General features: G+C 63.1%; 17 protein-coding genes and 1 riboswitch. Of the genes, 8 read left to right on the top strand and 9 right to left on the bottom strand.

Going from position 1 to position 16,530, the window contains the following annotated elements:
• Positions 1-3: 3 nt before the first annotated feature.
• The gene (locus J2W46_RS00845; protein ID WP_310350522.1) at positions 4-324 is read right to left on the bottom strand and encodes a thioredoxin family protein; all 321 of its coding nucleotides are present in this window, start codon (positions 322-324) and stop codon (positions 4-6) included.
• 310 nt (positions 325-634) lie between these two features.
• Here J2W46_RS00845 and J2W46_RS00840 point away from each other — a divergent pair, with 310 nt between their 5' ends.
• The 4 genes from J2W46_RS00840 (at position 635) to J2W46_RS00825 (ending at position 4,685) form a co-directional block, all read left to right on the top strand.
• The gene (locus tag J2W46_RS00840; RefSeq protein ID WP_310350520.1) at positions 635-1,135 is read left to right on the top strand and encodes a hypothetical protein; all 501 of its coding nucleotides are present in this window, start codon (positions 635-637) and stop codon (positions 1,133-1,135) included.
• A 183-nt stretch (positions 1,136-1,318) separates the two neighbouring features.
• Entirely contained in the window at positions 1,319-2,662 is a 1,344-nt protein-coding gene (locus J2W46_RS00835; protein ID WP_087754811.1) for a sugar efflux transporter, read from the top strand.
• Between the two features lie 234 nt (positions 2,663-2,896).
• Complete coding sequence (gene gnd, locus J2W46_RS00830) at positions 2,897-3,934, top strand: phosphogluconate dehydrogenase (NAD(+)-dependent, decarboxylating) (RefSeq protein WP_310350518.1); 1,038 nt, start codon at positions 2,897-2,899, stop codon at positions 3,932-3,934.
• 49 nt (positions 3,935-3,983) lie between these two features.
• Positions 3,984-4,685: an HAD family hydrolase gene (locus J2W46_RS00825; RefSeq protein ID WP_131315671.1), complete on the top strand. Its 702-nt coding sequence runs from the start codon at positions 3,984-3,986 to the stop codon at positions 4,683-4,685.
• Positions 4,686-4,768: 83 nt separating this feature from the next.
• On the opposite strand, the gene J2W46_RS00820 is transcribed toward J2W46_RS00825, so the two are convergent.
• Complete coding sequence (locus J2W46_RS00820; protein WP_087754922.1) at positions 4,769-5,305, bottom strand: ankyrin repeat domain-containing protein; 537 nt, start codon at positions 5,303-5,305, stop codon at positions 4,769-4,771.
• Between the two features lie 82 nt (positions 5,306-5,387).
• On the bottom strand, positions 5,388-5,513 hold the full coding sequence (locus J2W46_RS00815) for a hypothetical protein (protein ID WP_020067828.1): 126 nt from the start codon (positions 5,511-5,513) through the stop codon (positions 5,388-5,390).
• Between the two features lie 368 nt (positions 5,514-5,881).
• Here J2W46_RS00815 and J2W46_RS00810 point away from each other — a divergent pair, with 368 nt between their 5' ends.
• Both J2W46_RS00810 and J2W46_RS00805 read left to right on the top strand, forming a co-directional pair.
• Complete coding sequence (locus tag J2W46_RS00810) at positions 5,882-8,275, top strand: phosphoketolase family protein (RefSeq protein ID WP_310350516.1); 2,394 nt, start codon at positions 5,882-5,884, stop codon at positions 8,273-8,275.
• 12 nt (positions 8,276-8,287) lie between these two features.
• Positions 8,288-9,445, top strand: coding sequence for an acetate/propionate family kinase (locus J2W46_RS00805; RefSeq protein ID WP_310350515.1), 1,158 nt, complete (start codon positions 8,288-8,290; stop codon positions 9,443-9,445).
• Positions 9,446-9,466: 21 nt separating this feature from the next.
• On the opposite strand, the gene J2W46_RS00800 is transcribed toward J2W46_RS00805, so the two are convergent.
• The 3 genes from J2W46_RS00800 to J2W46_RS00790 form a co-directional block, all read right to left on the bottom strand.
• On the bottom strand, positions 9,467-9,745 hold the full coding sequence (locus J2W46_RS00800) for a BON domain-containing protein (RefSeq protein ID WP_310067197.1): 279 nt from the start codon (positions 9,743-9,745) through the stop codon (positions 9,467-9,469).
• 64 nt (positions 9,746-9,809) lie between these two features.
• Positions 9,810-11,021, bottom strand: a complete 1,212-nt coding sequence (locus J2W46_RS00795) for a D-amino acid dehydrogenase (protein ID WP_131315664.1) — start codon at positions 11,019-11,021, stop codon at positions 9,810-9,812.
• A gap of 168 nt (positions 11,022-11,189) precedes the next feature.
• Positions 11,190-11,282: riboswitch (glycine riboswitch) on the bottom strand.
• A gap of 56 nt (positions 11,283-11,338) precedes the next feature.
• Complete coding sequence (locus tag J2W46_RS00790) at positions 11,339-11,911, bottom strand: lipocalin family protein (protein WP_310350513.1); 573 nt, start codon at positions 11,909-11,911, stop codon at positions 11,339-11,341.
• A 205-nt stretch (positions 11,912-12,116) separates the two neighbouring features.
• On the opposite strand from J2W46_RS00790, the gene J2W46_RS00785 reads away from it, so the two are divergent.
• The gene (locus J2W46_RS00785; protein ID WP_027804597.1) at positions 12,117-12,818 is read left to right on the top strand and encodes a YceH family protein; all 702 of its coding nucleotides are present in this window, start codon (positions 12,117-12,119) and stop codon (positions 12,816-12,818) included.
• A gap of 10 nt (positions 12,819-12,828) precedes the next feature.
• Here J2W46_RS00785 and J2W46_RS00780 read toward each other — a convergent pair whose 3' ends face one another.
• Positions 12,829-13,347, bottom strand: a complete 519-nt coding sequence (locus J2W46_RS00780; protein WP_020067821.1) for an SLATT domain-containing protein — start codon at positions 13,345-13,347, stop codon at positions 12,829-12,831.
• A 90-nt stretch (positions 13,348-13,437) separates the two neighbouring features.
• Positions 13,438-14,703, bottom strand: a complete 1,266-nt coding sequence (locus tag J2W46_RS00775) for an acyl-CoA dehydrogenase family protein (protein WP_310350510.1) — start codon at positions 14,701-14,703, stop codon at positions 13,438-13,440.
• Positions 14,704-15,085: 382 nt separating this feature from the next.
• On the opposite strand from J2W46_RS00775, the gene J2W46_RS00770 reads away from it, so the two are divergent.
• The gene (locus tag J2W46_RS00770) at positions 15,086-16,240 is read left to right on the top strand and encodes a GNAT family N-acetyltransferase (protein WP_310350507.1); all 1,155 of its coding nucleotides are present in this window, start codon (positions 15,086-15,088) and stop codon (positions 16,238-16,240) included.
• On the opposite strand, the gene J2W46_RS00765 is transcribed toward J2W46_RS00770, so the two are convergent.
• A complete protein-coding gene (locus J2W46_RS00765; protein WP_020067818.1) occupies positions 16,200-16,370 on the bottom strand; it encodes a hypothetical protein in 171 nt (56 codons plus the stop codon). The genes J2W46_RS00770 and J2W46_RS00765 overlap by 41 nt on opposite strands.
• Positions 16,371-16,530: the final 160 nt, after the last annotated feature.

Genomic DNA, 16,530 nt, shown 5'->3' with positions numbered 1-16,530 from the left:
GGTTCAGAGCGACGCGAACGCGTCGGCGATCTGTTCCACACTCCCCGGGCGAACGACGCGCGCTACTTCAGTGCCGTCGCGCATGAAAATCAGCGTGGGCCATAGCTTGACCTTGAACGAGCGGCCTAACGGGCGGCCGGGACCGTCCTCGATCTTCAGGTGCCTGACGCCGGCATGCGCTTCGAACGCCTTTGCAATGGACGGCTGCGCACCCTGGCAGTAGCCACACCAGTCCGTGCCGAATTCGATGACGGTGGCGCCTGGCAGCGCGTCGAGTTCGGCTCTTGATGGGGCTTTGGTGGAATAAGGCGTCCGGATTGCCATGCATGCTCCGCTGCGGGTTCAAATATGCGCTACAGGGTTGGAAAGGCGCCTCCGCTGCCGCGGACACGCGCCGCACTCTGATTTTGATAAGAGTACCAGCTATTGGTTCGGGAGTCGGCGGGGCGGGCATTGGCACAACCGCGCAAGCTGGGCGGGCGCCCCAAAAGCTGGCTATGTCATGCTCCGAACCGGGTGAGGGGGTCCTGCGGGAGTAGATATTGCTACCGTCTGGCCTCGACTACCACGCATGGGGCCGGTGAGCGGCCGCCAACGCGTGGACGCGCAGGTTCAACCGTCATGGAGGCATGTCATGCCATCAGCATTGATCGTCAAGCGGTCCGTCGGACTCCCTGCAAAGTTACGCCGCGGCGTGAAGTGCGCGATGCTCGCATGCTCGCTCGCGGCCGCGCTGCCAGGCTACGGCGCGGATGTAACGTCTGCGCCTTCGGCCGCGTCGCAGGAGACACCGGCTGCAGCCTCCGCCGCGCGCGCCGCCAACGCACCCGACGACACTTTTCTGCTGACGATCTTTTTGCGCCACGACGAATCCAGGCCGCTGCCCAAGATCAACGAGCAATTGCGCGCACAGGGTTTCTTCAAGACTTTCCCGCCGCCCGGCATAGAAGTGGTGTCGTGGTACGTGATGATGGGCATCGGTCAGGTGGTTACCCTGCGTGTGCCCGCGAGCCGCTTGCGCGAGGTCAATCGCGCGATTGAGACGACGGCGTGGGGCGGCTACCGCACCGAGTTCTATCCGACCTACGACTACAAGGCGCTCGCGCAGCAGATGCGCGCGAACGACGGCAAGTAACTTGCGCGGGCGGCCCGGTAAGCTCGCTATCCGGCATAACGGTCGCTGTCACAAATTTGGGATACATCCCCGCGCCTTTACGCGCCCTCACGCGCGGCCGATAATGCCCCGTCATTCCCGCCACGAAGCCTGTCGCGCGCGCCGCGCCTTGCAGGCTTGCTTGCTCTGAGCCCACAGCCGCCCGTGTTGAAAACCTCACGTTTTTTTGGCCTGCTGCACATTCCCGGCTTCAAGCCGCTCGCCGCCGCCACGCTGATGCTGGGCGTGGCCATGTCGTTCACCGCTCCGTATTTGTCGCTATTCGGTGTCGAGCGCGCCGGTATGACGCCGTTCCGCCTTGGCGTGTTCATGACGCTAATCGCGGCAAGCGGCGTGCTGGCGAGTACCTTCGCCGGCCGCTGGAGCGACGCGAGCGGCCGGCATCGGCCTTTGCTGCTGGCGGCGTTGGTGCTCGCCGCCCTCGGTTACCTGTGTTTATGCGTGGTGCGCGACTACCGGCTGTTGCTCGTCGTCGGCATTGTCTTCATAGGCGCGGGCGGTTCGGCCATTTCAATGGTGTTCTCGTTCAGCCGCGCCGCGCTGCCCGTGCCTGACGCGGCCGAGCGCGTGTTTGCCAGCGCGACGCTACGCACGATTCTCTCGGCGGCGTGGGTGTTCGGGCCGTCGGTGGGCGCGCTGGTGCTGGCGGCAACGAGTTTCTACGGGCTCTTCCTGTTCGCCGCAGCCAGCTTCGCCGCGTGCGCCGCCATTGTCTGGCGCATGCGCGAGCCGCAGGGCCATCTCGGCGATCACACGGTGCAGGACACGGCCTCGGAGCCGTCTTCGTCGATCACGGTACCGCCGCTGACCGAGCCGGGCGAAGACGCGCACGAGGACTTGCCGGGCGTAGCATCGGCGAACGATATTGGCCGCGCGGTCGCGGCGCTGACGTTGCTGGGGCTCGCCGCAAACGCCACGATGATCGTGTTGCCGCTTTACATCGTGCATGGTCTGAGCGGCACGCATCTGGACGTGTCGGTGATGCTCGGCCTCGGCGCATTGACCGAAATTCCGATGATGCTCGCGCTCGGCGCGAAGTCTTCCCGCTTGCACAAGCCGAACTGGCTGGCGGCATGCGCGGCGGTTCACGCTCTGTATTTCGTCGCGATGTCGCTCGCTGGAAACGTGCATGTGCTGATACCGATGCAGATTCTCAACGCGTTCGTGGTGGCCGTGACTTCTTGCCTCGGCATGACGTACGTGCAGGATCTGATGCCGCATTCGCCGGGACGTGCCACGGCGCTTTTCTTCAACGCGGCGCGGGTAGGCTCGATTCTGTCGGGCGTGTTGTCCGGTTTGCTGGTGCAGGCTTTCAGCTATCGAGGAACCTTCCTTTTCTGCGGCTTGCTGGCGTTGTGCGCGCTCGTGCTGTTTGCCGTACCCGGTTATCGCTATCCGCTGATGTGGCGAGCGGTGCGGCGTTTCGCTCGTACGCAATACGGCAAGCTTCAATCTGCGCGCTCGCTGCGCGGCGGCCGTGAGCGTTGATCTGCGGTGCCACGCATCGCACGCGCAGCCGAAGCTTGCATCGAGCTGAACGCGAGGAACTTTACGCCGCACAAAACCTCTGCAATGAGGCGTATCGTTCTTGCGATGGACAGCGGTTGCTGTCGTTACCGCAACCGGATCAGTCAATGCGGAATCGCCGGAACTTGCAGCAATCGCATCATGATCATCTAACTGAACCAGGCAGCGTCACGAAGCACTTTCGGGAGCGGTGAAATGCAGCTAGGCATGATTGGATTGGGACGTATGGGCGCCGACATGGTGCGGCGGCTGAGCAAGGGCGGTCAACAATGCATCGCCTACGACGTACAGCCCGCTGCCGTCGAGCGGCTCGGGCAGGAAGGCGTAATGGGCGCATCGTCGCTCGAAGATCTCGTGGCGAAACTCGAGAAGCCGCGTGCGGTCTGGCTGATGGTGCCCGCCGCCGTGGTCGACGGCACGCTCGACAAGCTCCTGCCGTTGCTGGAACCGGGCGACATCGTGATCGACGGCGGCAATTCCTATTACCACGACGACATCCGCCGGGGCGCCCAGCTGGCCGAGCGCAAACTGCACTATGTGGACGTCGGCACCAGTGGCGGCGTCGCCGGACGCGAGCGCGGCTACTGCCTGATGATCGGCGGCGAAGCGGAGGTCGTTCAACGGCTCCAGCCGATTTTCTCGATGCTTGCGCCAGGCGCAGGGGCCGCGCCTGCCACACCGGGACGCACCGAGGGCAGCAGCACGGCCGAGCAGGGCTTTCTGCATTGCGGCCCGATAGGCGCGGGGCACTTCGTCAAGATGGTTCATAACGGCATTGAATACGGCTTGATGGCCGCCTATGCCGAGGGCCTCAATATTCTGCGTCATGCCGACGCCGGTAAGCACGCTCGCGACGCAGATGCCGAGACTTCGCCGCTACGGCGTCCGGAGCTTTATCAGTACGATCTGAACCTGGCCGATATTGCCGAAGTGTGGCGGCGCGGCAGCGTGATCGGCTCGTGGCTGCTCGACCTGATCGCCGGTTCGCTGGTTGGCGACGCCGATCTGAAGAACTACGCAGGACGCGTATCCGATTCGGGCGAAGGACGCTGGACGATGGCGGCGGCCGTCGACGAGGGCGTGCCTGCGCCGGTGCTGAGCGCGGCGCTCTTCGGGCGTTTCAGTTCGCGCGGCGAAGCGGACTTTGCAAACCGCGTGTTGTCGGCCATGCGCCACGACTTCGGCGGTCACGCCGAAAAACCGCCTGCGCCGTCGGGCAGCCAGCAGGGCTGATCGTCCCGACCCTCCGGCTCACAGCACAGCCGATCTCATGGAGCCGCACATGCAAGCCACACAACCCACTGAAAGCGCGCCGCACGACGTCGTGTTCCTGTTCGACTGCGACAACACGTTGCTCGACAACGACCACGTGCTATCGGATTTGCGCGCCCACATGATGCGCGAGTTCGGCACTGAGAACAGTAGCCGCTATTGGGAGATTTTCGAGCAATTGCGCGGCGAGCTCGGCTACGCGGACTATCTTGGCGCGTTGCAGCGTTACCGCACCGAGCATCCAAGAGACACACGACTCTTGCTGATGTCGTCGTTCCTGATCGACTATCCGTTCGCCAACCGGCTCTATCCAGGCGCGCTGGATGCCTTGCAGCACGTCGCCAAACGCGGGCCCACGGTGATTCTGTCGGATGGCGACGTTGTGTTCCAGCCGCGCAAGGTCGCGCGTTCCGGCTTGTGGGAAGAGGTGGAGGGCCGCGTGCTGATCTACATCCACAAAGAGCTGATGCTCGATCAGGTGATGGAGTGCTACCCGGCGCGCCACTACGTAATGGTCGACGACAAGTTGCGCATTCTCACGGCAATGAAGAAAGTCTGGGGCAGCAGATTGACCACGGTGTTCCCGCGCCAGGGGCATTACGCTTTTGACCCCAAGGAGATATCGAGCAACCCGCCCGCGGATGTGACTATCGAGCGGATCGGCGATCTCGCGCAACTCGATGTGGAAACGCTGCTGGCCGGGAAGACCTAAGCGTCGCGAATGCGCTGTCCGTTATCTGGTCAGCGATCGCGCGCGGCGCACCGCGGATATCGTGAAGCGCGGTTAATCGAGCATCACGAGTCTTGCGCTTTCAACCTCGCTTGCGCATCCGCGGCGCCCATTCTGCCGGCCGCATCGAGTGCGCTCGTTCCGCTGGCGTCGCGTGCATTGGGGTTTGCTCCGTGCGCGATCAGCATGTCCATGATCGCCGTGCGGTTGAACATCGCGGCCACCATCAGTGCAGTGCGTCCGTCGGGCGATGCACCTTCGACGTCGGCGCCGTGCGAGAGCAAGGTTTCGACCACAGCGTCGAAGCCCTTGAAAGCTGCGCCTGCGAGAGGGGTCTGCCCGTTATTGTTGCGCAGGTCGGGATCTGCGCCGCGTTCGAGCAGCGTGCGCACGGCATCGACATGTCCGTGATAGCTCGCGAGCATCAACAGACTGTCGCCTTTGTCATTGCGCAGATTCGGCGGCACGCCTTTTTCGATCACCGCTGCGAGCATCGCGGCGTCGCCGGCACGGGCAAGATCAAACACCTGCTGCGCGACTTCGAGCAACTGCGGGTCGATGGGTTGCGGGGAAGGAGGGGACGGGTCGGCTGGGTTAGTCAATGAAATCTCCTTGCAAAAATGCCGCGCGCCTCGGCGCATGAACATCGGCAGCATACACAGATTGTGCAGGCACGGCGCGTTGCTAAACGGCGCCGAAAAGTTTGACCAGCAAGCCGAACACGCCAACCAGAACGGCCACGCCCGCGCACAGCAGCACAAGCGTCACAAGAAGAACGAGCGGCGCTTTAAAACGGTTGGGTGTCGGCATGATCAATGTGTATGGTTAAGAACGAATAAGCGAACAGACGACACTGCAGTGTGACGGGAACAACGAGATGTGGTCGTCGCGGTCCACAGCTTAAGCGTTTCGCGCAATACCTGCAGCAAGGCTGGCGTAAGACTTGCAGCGCGATGCGCGGCGACGGCGAGTCTTGACCAGCATCAAGCTTTCGCAAAGAGTCCCGAACGATGATGCGTGCATCCGGTCACACCGCTGGCGACCGGCGCGCAACGGCAAACTATCCTCCATTAGCGCTCTACGCACCACGCGGCTGTCATGTCAAACGCATGACGCTCATCCGCGAAGCTTCGCAACCTCCGTCAACCTGCCTGACAGTCCTTACGAGGAGTGACGCCATGGCTGAGACAACCTCCCGTCCCACCCCGCCGCAAACGCTAGACCCCGATACGTTGCGCAACATGGATCGCTACTGGCGCGCGTGCAACTATCTGTCCGCCGGCATGATCTATTTGCGCGACAACCCGTTGCTGCGCGAGCCGCTGAAGCCCGAGCACATCAAGAATCGTTTGCTCGGACACTGGGGCTCAGACCCTGGGCAGAGCTTTCTGCTCGTGCATCTGAACCGGTTGATCAAGAAGCTCGACCTGAATGTGATCTTCATCTCGGGTCCAGGCCATGGCGCGCCTGCCACGCTCGCCAATTGTTATCTGGAAGGACACTATTCGGAGATCTATCCGGACCGCAGTGAAGACGAAGCCGGAATGCGGCGCTTTTTTCGTCAGTTTTCGTTTCCCGGCGGCATCGGCTCGCATTGCACGCCCGAAACGCCCGGGTCTATCCATGAAGGCGGCGAACTGGGCTACAGCCTGTCGCACGGTTACGGCGCCGCATTCGACAACCCGAACCTGATCGTCGCGGTAATGGTCGGCGACGGCGAGGCCGAAACCGGTCCGCTCGCCACGTCGTGGCATTCGAACAAGTTCCTCAATCCGATCCGCGACGGCGCTGTGCTGCCGGTTCTGCATCTGAATGGCTACAAGATTGCGAACCCGACCGTGCTCGCGCGGATTCCACGCGAAGAACTCGAAGCGCTGCTTACCGGATACGGACACAAGCCGTATTTCGTCGAAGGCGACAATCCCGAGGTCATGCATCAGCAGATGGCAGCCACGCTCGAACAGTGCGTCGGCGAAATCCGCGCGATCCAGCAGCATGCACGCGATAACAACGACCCGACGCGGCCGCGCTGGCCGATGATCGTGCTGCGCTCGCCGAAAGGCTGGACGGGTCCGAAGGAAGTCGATGGCCACAAGGTGGAAGGCTCATGGCGCGCGCATCAGGTGCCGATTGCCGATCCCGTGACGAACAGCAAGAGCCTCAAACTGGTAGAAGCCTGGCTGCGCAGTTACCAGCCTGAAGCGCTGTTCGACGCTTCCGGCCGCCTCGTTGAAGAATTGCGCGAACTCGCGCCGAAGGGCGCGCGCCGCATCAGCGCCAATCCGCATGCGAACGGCGGCGCGCTATGCAAGACGCTCGATATGCCCGCGTTTCGCGACTATGCGGTCGCCGTGAAAAAGCCCGCGTCCGCATACACGTCGCCGACTCAGGTGCTGGGCGAGTTTCTGCGCGATGTCATGCGCAACAACATGACGAACTTCCGCGTGTTCGGGCCGGATGAAACCGCAAGCAACAAGCTGACTGCCATCTACGAAGCATCGGGCAAGACGTGGCTCGCGGCGGGCGACCCCGGCGACGCGGACGGCGGCGCGCTGTCGGCGGACGGCCGCGTGATGGAAATGCTCAGCGAACACACGCTGGAAGGCTGGTTCGAAGGTTACGTGCTGACAGGGCGGCATGGGCTCTTCGCCACTTATGAAGCCTTCGTGCACGTGATCGATTCGATGTTCAACCAGCACGCGAAGTGGCTGGAAAAAGCGAAGCGCGAGTTGGCCTGGCGTCAGCCGGTGCCGTCGATCAACCTGCTGATCACGTCGCTCGTATGGCGCCAGGATCACAACGGTTTTACGCATCAGGACCCCGGTTTTCTCGACGTGGTGACGAACAAGAGCCCGGACGTGGTGCGAATCTACCTGCCGCCCGACGCGAACTGCCTGCTGAGCGTGGCCGATCACTGCCTGCGTTCGCGCGACTACGTGAACGTGATCGTCGCCGACAAGCAGCCGCACCTCCAGTATCTCGACATGGATGCAGCCGTTACGCATTGCACGAAGGGCATCGGCATCTGGGACTGGGCGTCGACCGATCAGGGTGCCGAGCCGGATGTGGTGATCGGCTGCGCGGGCGACATCGCAACGATGGAAGCGCTCGCCGCCGTGGAGATTCTCAAGGAGCGTTTCCCCGATCTGAGAATCCGTTTCGTCAACGTGGTCGATCTGTTCCGGCTGATGCCCGAGCATGCGCATCCGCATGGGCTGACGAACCGCGACTTCGATTCGCTGTTCACGACGAGCAAGCCGGTGATCTTCAATTTCCATTCGTACGCGTCGCTGGTTCACAAGCTGACCTACAACCGGACGAACCACGAGAACCTGCATGTGCACGGTTATCACGAGAAGGGCAACATCAACACGCCGCTCGAACTCGCGATCATCAATCAGGTGGACCGTTTTTCGCTGGCTATCGACGTGATCGACCGTGTGCCGAAGCTGCGCGGTGTCGGCGACCATGCGAAGGAATGGCTGCGCGGCCAGATTATCGAGCATCTGAATTACGCGCATGCCGAGGGCATCGACAAGGAAGAGATCCGCAACTGGACCTGGAAAAGCTGAGCGAGGCCCGTTATGACCACTCAGGACGGCGCTTCGCCGCATACCATTCTCGTGCTGAACAGCGGATCGTCGTCGCTGAAGTTCGGGTTGTTCGAACATTCCGGCGGCGACGAATCGCTGCTGCTCGAAGGCAGCGCACAAGGCATCGGCCGCCGCGACGGCCGCTTGCGGATCGCGGCTCCCGACGGGCGCGTGCTCGTCCAGGAGGAGCATGTGCTGGAGTCGCAAACCGACGCATTGCAAAAGCTCTCCACCGTGCTCGCCCAGCAACGTCATGAGCAGCCCACGGCGGTGGGTCACCGTGTGGTGCACGGCGGCCCGCACTTACGCTCGCATCAGCGGCTGACGCCGGAGGTCCGCCGCCGCTTGCAGGATGCAGTGCATTTCGCGCCGCTGCATATTCCGCCCGCGCTCGATCTGATCGATGAAGCGCAGAAGATTTTCGGCGGCGCGCAGCACTTCGCCTGCTTCGACACCGCTTTTCATGCGACGCTGCCTCCGCGTGCCGCGCAACTCGCGTTACCGCGGCGCTATGCGCAAGCCGGCGTGATTCGCTACGGATTTCACGGGCTGTCGTATGAATCGCTCGTCGCCCAGCTTGGCGCCACGTTGCCGGCGCGGGTGGTGTGTGCGCATCTCGGGAACGGTTCGAGCGTGTGCGCATTGCGCGACGGCCGCTCGGTCGATACGTCGATGGGCATGACGCCGACCGGCGGCGTGCCAATGGGAACGCGTTGCGGCGACCTCGACCCGGGCGTGCTGTTATATCTGATGCGAGTCGAGAAACTGGACGCAAAGGGGCTGGAAACGCTGTTGAACCGGCACAGCGGCCTGGCCGGTTACGCCGATGGCGAGAGCGACATGCAGGCGCTCGAACAACGCGCGGCGGCGGGCGACCCGCATGCGTCACTGGCGCTCGACGCGTTCGCGACCGCGGTGCGCAAAACCATTGGCGGATATGCGGCTTTGCTGGGCGGCATCGATCTGCTGGTGTTCACCGGCGGCATCGGCGAACACAGCGTGCAGATGCGCAAACGGATCTGCGAAGGGCTGTCGTTTCTTGGCCTTCATGAAGGCGACGCCTCGGGCAAGGTGAGGGTGCTTCATACCGAAGAAGAGAAGCAGATTGCGAGGCATTGCCGCGCGTTGCTGCGTGCAGATCGAGGTTGAGCGGGTTGGATCTTGATCTGCTCACGAATGCTTCACGACCAGTCGATCGCATACGCCTGCGACGCCGAACAGGCGCGTCACGTCTTCGAGCGCCGCGATTCGCTGGGCGTCGTGTTCGAGTTCGCCGTTGAGCACGATGCGCCCGTTGCTGACTTCCACCGTGATCGTACGTTCAGGAACCGCGGCGTCCCATGCGAGCCGCCGCGTCGCCTCTGCGCCAATCTGCTCGTCGCTCAGACGCGCGCCGTCCGCGCCGTCGGGGACGGCGCTGTCCGGATTGGGAAAGCCCGAATGAGCCATGGTTTTCAAGGTCAAGACGCGGATTGCACAACACTAGCAGATGCCGCGTCTTCGTGGCGGCACGCTACTCAATCGCGCGCGCCACCGCCTGTGCCGTTGCGGCCGACAGCGTCCAGCCGAGGTGGCCGTGCCCCGTGTTGTAGAACACGCCGCGCCGTTTTCCGCGTCCGACCTTGGGCAACATGCTCGGCAGCATCGGCCGCAATCCAGCCCACGGAATGACACGCGCGGTCGATACCTCGGGGAAATGCCGCCGCGTCCAGTCTACTAGCGGAGCAATCCGGGCGGAGCGGATATCGCGATTGAAGCCGTTGATCTCCGCCGTGCCCGCGACGCGAAAACGGTCGGCGCCGAGCCGGCTCGTCACGATCTTCGCGCTGTCGTCGAGCAGGCTGACCCACGGCGCACGCTGCCTGCTCGTTGCATCGTCGAGACACACGGTGATCGAATAGCCTTTGACCGGATACACGTTCACGTGATCGCCGAGCATCGCAGCAAAGTCACGGCTTTTCACGCCCGCGCACACGACGATCCGCTCGAATCCGAAGCGCTGTGTCTCGCCTTCGAGGTGGGCTGTGAGCGAGAAGCGACCTTCGGCGGGTTGCTCGATCGACATGATTTCCGCATCGTAATGAAACTGCACGCCGTGGCGAACGCATGCATCGGCGAGACCGCGCGTGAACTTGTGGATGTCGCCAGTCGAATCGGACGGCGTGAAAAAGCCGCCGTAAAAATCGCCGTGCAGCGTGGGCTCGATGCGCTGCACTTCGCTCGCCGTCACCGCGCTGCGTTCGAGTCCGCCTTCGCGCAGAAGGTCATTCACCTTGGCCGCCGCATCGAACTCCTTGCGCGTCTTGTAGATGTGCAGAATGCCGCGCCGTTCGAGATCGAAGTCGATGCCTTCCTGTTCGGCGATCGAAAACAGATGCTCGCGCGCGGCGATGGCAAGCCGCACCGTTTCGACGGTGTTAGCGCGGTAGTGAGGAATCTGCCGCAGGAATTCGCCCATCCACGAATACTTGTGCCACGTGGGCACGGGATTGAGCAGCAGCGGGGCGTCGCGCGTGAACATCCAGCGCAGGCCTTTCAGAACAGTGGCCATGCTGTTCCAAACTTCTGCATTGCTGGCGGACAGCTGGCCTCCGTTGGCGAACGAGGTTTCCATCGCTGCATAGCGGTGACGTTCGAACACGGTGACGTGGTGGCCGCATTGGGCGAGGGCGTGCGCGGTCGTGACGCCGGTAATGCCGGCGCCGATAATGGCGATTCGTGACATGACATGGTCCAGAGTAGTTGAGCATCACCGGGTTCGATTTCGTGCGAAACCGGTGCCGATGCCCCATCTGTCCATGTACCTGAGAGTTTCTTCCCGCGCTGCGCGAAAGCGCTGTATGTGCGCGGGAATCCCCTTCGGTGGGCGCGCGCGGCGCCGCTCTCCAGATGTTCCTGCTGCGCGGTCCTTTTGCCTGAGAGTTTCCGGGGCGGTTGCTCCGTCGGCGTCGCCCTGGCTTCAGACGATCTCTCCCGCGCTGCTTTGCAGAACGCCACGACGATACCGGGCAAAATTTCTTCCGGCAAGTGTTTTCTGGCGCGTTACGTATGCTGCGTGATGCGCAACATCGACGTGTCGTAGCCAAGCGCACGCACTCGCTCGATCAACATGTCTTTCACACTGGCGGCCGGTTTCGCTTCACGCGTCAGAATCCACAGGTAGCGTCCGCTCGGTTCGCCGACGATCGACCAGCTGTAGTCGTCGGCGTGATCCAGCACCCAGTAATTGCCGACGAAGAACGGGCCGAAGAACGACACCTTCAGCTTCGCGTTGTTCGATCCGGCTACCACCTTGGCGCGCCCCTTCGAGGCGTCGAGCGGGCCTTCAACGCCACCCTTGCGGCAACTGTTGGTTACGTCGATCAGGCCGTCTTCACGCGCGGCGTAGTCGGCGGTCACCGCCTCGCAGCCTTTTTCGAAGCGGTTTTCGTAGCGCGCCAGTTCGTACCAGCGGCCCAGATAGCGCCCGAGGTCGACCGGCTTGGCGGGCTCGGGCACACGTGCATTGCCGCTCTTGCCGCCTGGGTTTAGCGCACAGGCGCCGAGCAGGCACACGGCGCCCACCGCGAGGGAGATAGCGCTCACGCGCAGGACCGACTGTGAACGCATTGGCATTAAACACTCCGTGTCGAGAAAGACGATGAGAAAGCAGGCCTCGTGCCCAGCGCCCGCTTACGCGCCGCAGTCCGTCGCGGCGATTCCATACGCCGTCAAGGCGCGGGCCGTTTATCATAGTGCCCACCAGGAGAAAAGTGCCGCCTCGCAGAGCGATGGTAAGGCGTGTTATCCACGACCACACCGGCACATGCCGCTACATCAAATGAACTCGACTCCCGACGCTCCGTCCCGTCCTGCCATCCGCGCATTGACCCTGCTCGAGGGGCGCGTGCTTGGCGTGCTCGTCGAAAAACAGCACACGGTGCCCGACAGTTATCCGCTCTCGCTCAATGCGCTGACATTGGGCTGCAATCAGAAGACCGGCCGCTCGCCCGTCATGAACGCGACCGAGGCAGAAGTACTAACGGCGCTCGACGGTCTGAAACGGCTAAGCCTCGTGATGGAAGGCAGTAGCAGCCGTGTGCCGCGCTTCGAGCACAACATGAATCGCGTGCTCGGTCTGCCGAGCCAGTCCGCGGCGTTGCTGACCACATTGTTGCTTCGCGGCCCGCAGACGGCGGCGGAGTTGCGCCTGAACAGCGCGCGCTTGCATGGCTTTGCCGATATCTCGTCGGTCGAGGCGTTTCTCGACGAACTCGCCGCGAACGATCCGCCGCGTGTTGTCAAACTGCCTCGCACGCCGGGCGAGCGCGAAAACAGATGGATGCATCTGCTATGCGGCGAAGTGAACCTGAGCGAGTTCGCGCAGTCGGGCGGCGGCGAGGACGAAACCGTGCCGCTGTCCACGTTCGAAGCGGTGAAGGCCGAGCAGAAACGGCTTGCCGATCAGGTCAACCGTCTCCAGGGAGTGGTACGGCGCATGGCAGCCGAGCTAGGCATCGACGCGAACGATCTCGACGCCTGACGCCGGCCGTTCAGGTTTCGGCGCCGCGCCGCGGATCTGCGGATAACGCTCGCTGAGTACGGTAGAAGTTGCGCGGCGGCACATTGGGCGAGTCTTGCGCAAGCCGGTCGAGTTCGTCGCGAATCGCGGTCAGATAGTGGCCGTCGCGCGCGTCGGCGTCGCCTGCAAAAACCGATTCGAGCCGCCGCCGCACCGCGCCATAACGCGCGCCTGCGGCGCGATGTTTTTCTGCGCGCTCCGCATAACGCATATACGTTTGCAACGCCGACGACACCGCGGCGATCACGCTCACGAGGCCGACCAGAATCCTGATCTCCAGTGAGACCGCGTTCGTGTTCAGCGATGCAAACACCGCCGTGCCCACGAACGCGGCCAGCACGGTAACGAGCCAGCCCAGCTTACGGTCGCGTGCGGACAACAGATCGGCCATGTCGTAGTGGCTCATTTGCGATTCGCGCGCTCGCCGGATCCATTTCAGCAACAGTTGCTGTTCATCGACTGGCGGCTCATAGGCTGGCAGATTCTTCATGGGGCTCGTCAGGGCAGTTGCGTGCCGCGCGCCGCGCGCATGCACTGACGCTACTGTGCCACATGAAAGCGCGGCCTGGCGCGCTGCCGGTCATGCGGCCACGGCTGTCGGCCGGGCAACGGCGAAGCGCTCGTTGTGCGCGTTGCCATTCAGGTAGAAGTCGCCGATGGCGGCCTCGCGAATGATCGCCGGGTTGTGCGACGCGAGCACTCGCGCATTGCGCCAGTAGCGGTCGAAGCGCCGCGTTTCACTGGTCGCGGATGCGCCGCCTACTTCGAACAGCAGCGTGGCGGCCTGCAAGGTCTGCTCGATCGCGATCTGCTGCGCCTGAAAGGTCTGAATGTCGAGGCGAATGTAGGTGTCTTCGGTGGTGCGTCCTTCCTGTCGCGCGACCAATACTTCGTCGATGGCCCGCGCGAGCGACGCACTAACGCTTTGCGTCGAATAGGCGAGACTCGCAAGCCGGCCGACCACGCGATGCACGAGTGGATTGTCGCGCGGACTCGATTCGCCTGGGATACCGAAGGTTCTCGTCTTAGCCTGCGTAAAGGCCACTGCATCGCGCAGCGCGGCACGGCTGATGCCAGCCAGATTCGCGACGTGCAGGGCCTGGTAGTACGAGGTGAGCACACTGTTGCGGCGCGGCGCCGACGCGTCGTAGCGCCGGTACACGTTTTCTCGCGTGACAGGTACATGATTGAAGCGTGCGGTGCCGCTGCCCGTCAGACGCTGGCCAAAGCCGTCCCAGTCGTCGATACGCTCGAGGCCCGGCGTGTCGGCGGCGACCAGCACGCGCACGTCGCTTTGTCCGTCGTACGCGGTCACGTCCACCCAATCCGCGTATAGCGTGCCCGTGGTGTAGTACTTCTCTCCGTCCAGATGCCACGCGCCGGCGGATTGCGTCAACCGCACACTGTTGTTCGTGCCGGCCGTGCGCTCGGCCACTGCGCCGCCGATTATCTGCCCTTGCGCGACGCGGGTGAGCCAGCGGTCGCGTAGCGCGTCGTCGCCGTATTCCAGCAGCGATTCGATGAAGCCGCCGTGCACGCGCAAAATCTGCGGCAGGTTCGAGTCGGCTTCGCCAAGGCGTGTGACGAGCGCGAGAAATTCGCTCAGCGACACGCCTTCGCCGCCATATTGTTCCGGCACGCGCAGCTTCGTATAGCCGGCTTCACGCAGCCACTGCACGGGTTCGTAGGCTAGCTCGCGATGGCGTTCGCGATGCACCGCGCCTTGCGCGATGCGTGCGAAGACCGGCGCGAAACGGCGGGTCAGCGCGTTGTCGTCGAAAAGCTGGGCGGCGTCGGCAATGCCGGCCGCAGAGGCCGGCTCGGCATGCGATGTGGGCGCGGACATGGATTCTCCGTAGTGAGGCGCGCAATGCGCAATCCGTCAACGGTACGGCATGACACGCGCTGCGAGCAACGAAGCATTTGGCCGATTCTTAGCAGCGGGAGAGAAATGGATCGGTCGCATTCCTGCTGCATGGCCCGTATGGTCCGTACTCGTCCTGATGGTTCGCGTAGTCCCCATGCTCGCGGCGCACTCACGACCCACGCAGCGTGCGGCCCCGCACACACGCTGCGAGGCGTGCGGTGCATGCTCGCAATACCAGCGCGATACCCGCCATAACCGCCATACCTGCTTGAGCCCGGATGGCCGCTTGCGCCCGCTCCGTACAGCGCTCAGCAACACGGGTGCAAAAGCGCCAACCGTATCGGGCACTCTGTGAGACCGCATGAACGAGACCACGCATCGTACGCGGCGCTACGACATCATCACCGACGAAGTGCAATTCCGCACGCTACAGCCAGAATGGGACGCGCTGTGGACGCGTGCGCAAGGCTACTACTATCAATCGTTCAGTTACTGCTGGCTCGCATGGCAGCATGTGTCGAAGCCGCACGGACGCATGCTCAAATGCATCGTCTGCCGCGAAGACGGGCAGCTCGTCATGATCTGGCCGCTCGAAACAGTCAAGCGTGCGTTATGGACGTACCTCGTGCCGCTCGGACCCGAAGGCGGCGACTACACGAGCGTGCTGGTTACGGACGACGCATCGGCCCCGGCGTTGATCGAATGCGCATGGAACATGGCGCGCCGCCGCTGTGGCGCGGACTTCATTCATATGCCGTATGTTCGCGAGACGCTCGATCTTCACAAGCTCGTGTCGCGCGAACGCCGGGTGTTGTTCTGCGAGCCTCACCAGGCGTCCGCTGCGCGATTGCGCGGGCAGGGCACGTGGGACGAGTATTGCCGGTCGCTTGGCACGCTATTCGGCAAACGGCCGGGCGGCTTCGTCAAGCGTCTTTCGAAAGAAGGCACCGTGGCCGTGCGCGTCGTCGATCCGGCCGACGAGGGCGAGACCGCGTCGATCATCGAATGGATGTTCAACTGCAAGCGCAGCTGGAGCGACCGCGTCGGCAAACGCAGCGTGTGGCTCGACTCGCCGGAATTCGAGCGCTTTCTGGGCAAGCTGATTTATTCGCCCGACGTGCCTTCGATGGCGCGCCTGATCGTCGTCACGCTGAACGAGGTACCGGTGGCGGGCATTATCGTGAGTCTCGGCAATTCTTGGGCAAGCGCGATTTTTGCCGGCTACGATCCCTACTATGGCAAATGCTGTCCCGGTCTGATCGCGGTCGAAGAATGCGTGAAGTGGGCGTTCAACAACGGCTTCGATCTTGACTTCGGCGTCGGCGCGGAGCGCTTCAAGGCCTATTGGGCGCGCGGCGAAGCGTCGACGGCATGGACCACGCAGATCGTCAACTCGCACTGGGGATGGCTGGCGATTCGAGCGCGCCGGGTCGCCCGCGCACTCGCGGCCCGCGCGAGCGGGCCGGCTCAAAACGCTACGACCGATCCCGATTCCGCGCTCGCGTCGCGCCGGTGATCACGGCGATACCGAGAAGAATCACGGCCACGATCGCGATCACGTGCTGCGCGACATGCAGCGCCGTCAAGCCCCACGCGACGCCGCCAATGAAAATGATCCATCCGACGAGGTAGATAAGCAGAGTCATCATTTCTCCTTGTAATTTTCGGCCGATGGCGCCGGTCGTCTGCGTTGCAGAATTTACCGTGCGCGCCGATGAGCCGCTGGCATCGCCTGACACGGCGGGCGGGTATGCAGAAACGCTACCGCCGCCATGCGATCAGCGGGACTAACTCCAAGCACATTGC

It is taken from the genome of Paraburkholderia strydomiana (genome assembly GCF_031456815.1).
Classification (GTDB): domain Bacteria; phylum Pseudomonadota; class Gammaproteobacteria; order Burkholderiales; family Burkholderiaceae; genus Paraburkholderia; species Paraburkholderia caledonica.
Note: the sequence above shows the minus strand (reverse complement) of the source record. Positions and strands in the feature narration are given on the sequence as shown.

Coding starts and splice junctions, on each gene's coding strand:
- J2W46_RS00845 (WP_310350522.1), bottom strand. CDS start 324: ATGGCAATCCGGACGCCTTATTCCACCAAAGCCCCATCAAGAGCCGAA.
- J2W46_RS00840 (WP_310350520.1), top strand. CDS start 635: ATGCCATCAGCATTGATCGTCAAGCGGTCCGTCGGACTCCCTGCAAAG.
- gnd (WP_310350518.1), top strand. CDS start 2,897: ATGCAGCTAGGCATGATTGGATTGGGACGTATGGGCGCCGACATGGTG.
- J2W46_RS00825 (WP_131315671.1), top strand. CDS start 3,984: ATGCAAGCCACACAACCCACTGAAAGCGCGCCGCACGACGTCGTGTTC.
- J2W46_RS00815 (WP_020067828.1), bottom strand. CDS start 5,513: ATGCCGACACCCAACCGTTTTAAAGCGCCGCTCGTTCTTCTTGTGACG.
- J2W46_RS00810 (WP_310350516.1), top strand. CDS start 5,882: ATGGCTGAGACAACCTCCCGTCCCACCCCGCCGCAAACGCTAGACCCC.
- J2W46_RS00805 (WP_310350515.1), top strand. CDS start 8,288: ATGACCACTCAGGACGGCGCTTCGCCGCATACCATTCTCGTGCTGAAC.
- J2W46_RS00800 (WP_310067197.1), bottom strand. CDS start 9,745: ATGGCTCATTCGGGCTTTCCCAATCCGGACAGCGCCGTCCCCGACGGC.
- J2W46_RS00795 (WP_131315664.1), bottom strand. CDS start 11,021: ATGTCACGAATCGCCATTATCGGCGCCGGCATTACCGGCGTCACGACC.
- J2W46_RS00790 (WP_310350513.1), bottom strand. CDS start 11,911: ATGCCAATGCGTTCACAGTCGGTCCTGCGCGTGAGCGCTATCTCCCTC.
- J2W46_RS00785 (WP_027804597.1), top strand. CDS start 12,117: ATGAACTCGACTCCCGACGCTCCGTCCCGTCCTGCCATCCGCGCATTG.
- J2W46_RS00780 (WP_020067821.1), bottom strand. CDS start 13,347: ATGAAGAATCTGCCAGCCTATGAGCCGCCAGTCGATGAACAGCAACTG.
- J2W46_RS00775 (WP_310350510.1), bottom strand. CDS start 14,703: ATGTCCGCGCCCACATCGCATGCCGAGCCGGCCTCTGCGGCCGGCATT.
- J2W46_RS00770 (WP_310350507.1), top strand. CDS start 15,086: ATGAACGAGACCACGCATCGTACGCGGCGCTACGACATCATCACCGAC.
- J2W46_RS00765 (WP_020067818.1), bottom strand. CDS start 16,370: ATGACTCTGCTTATCTACCTCGTCGGATGGATCATTTTCATTGGCGGC.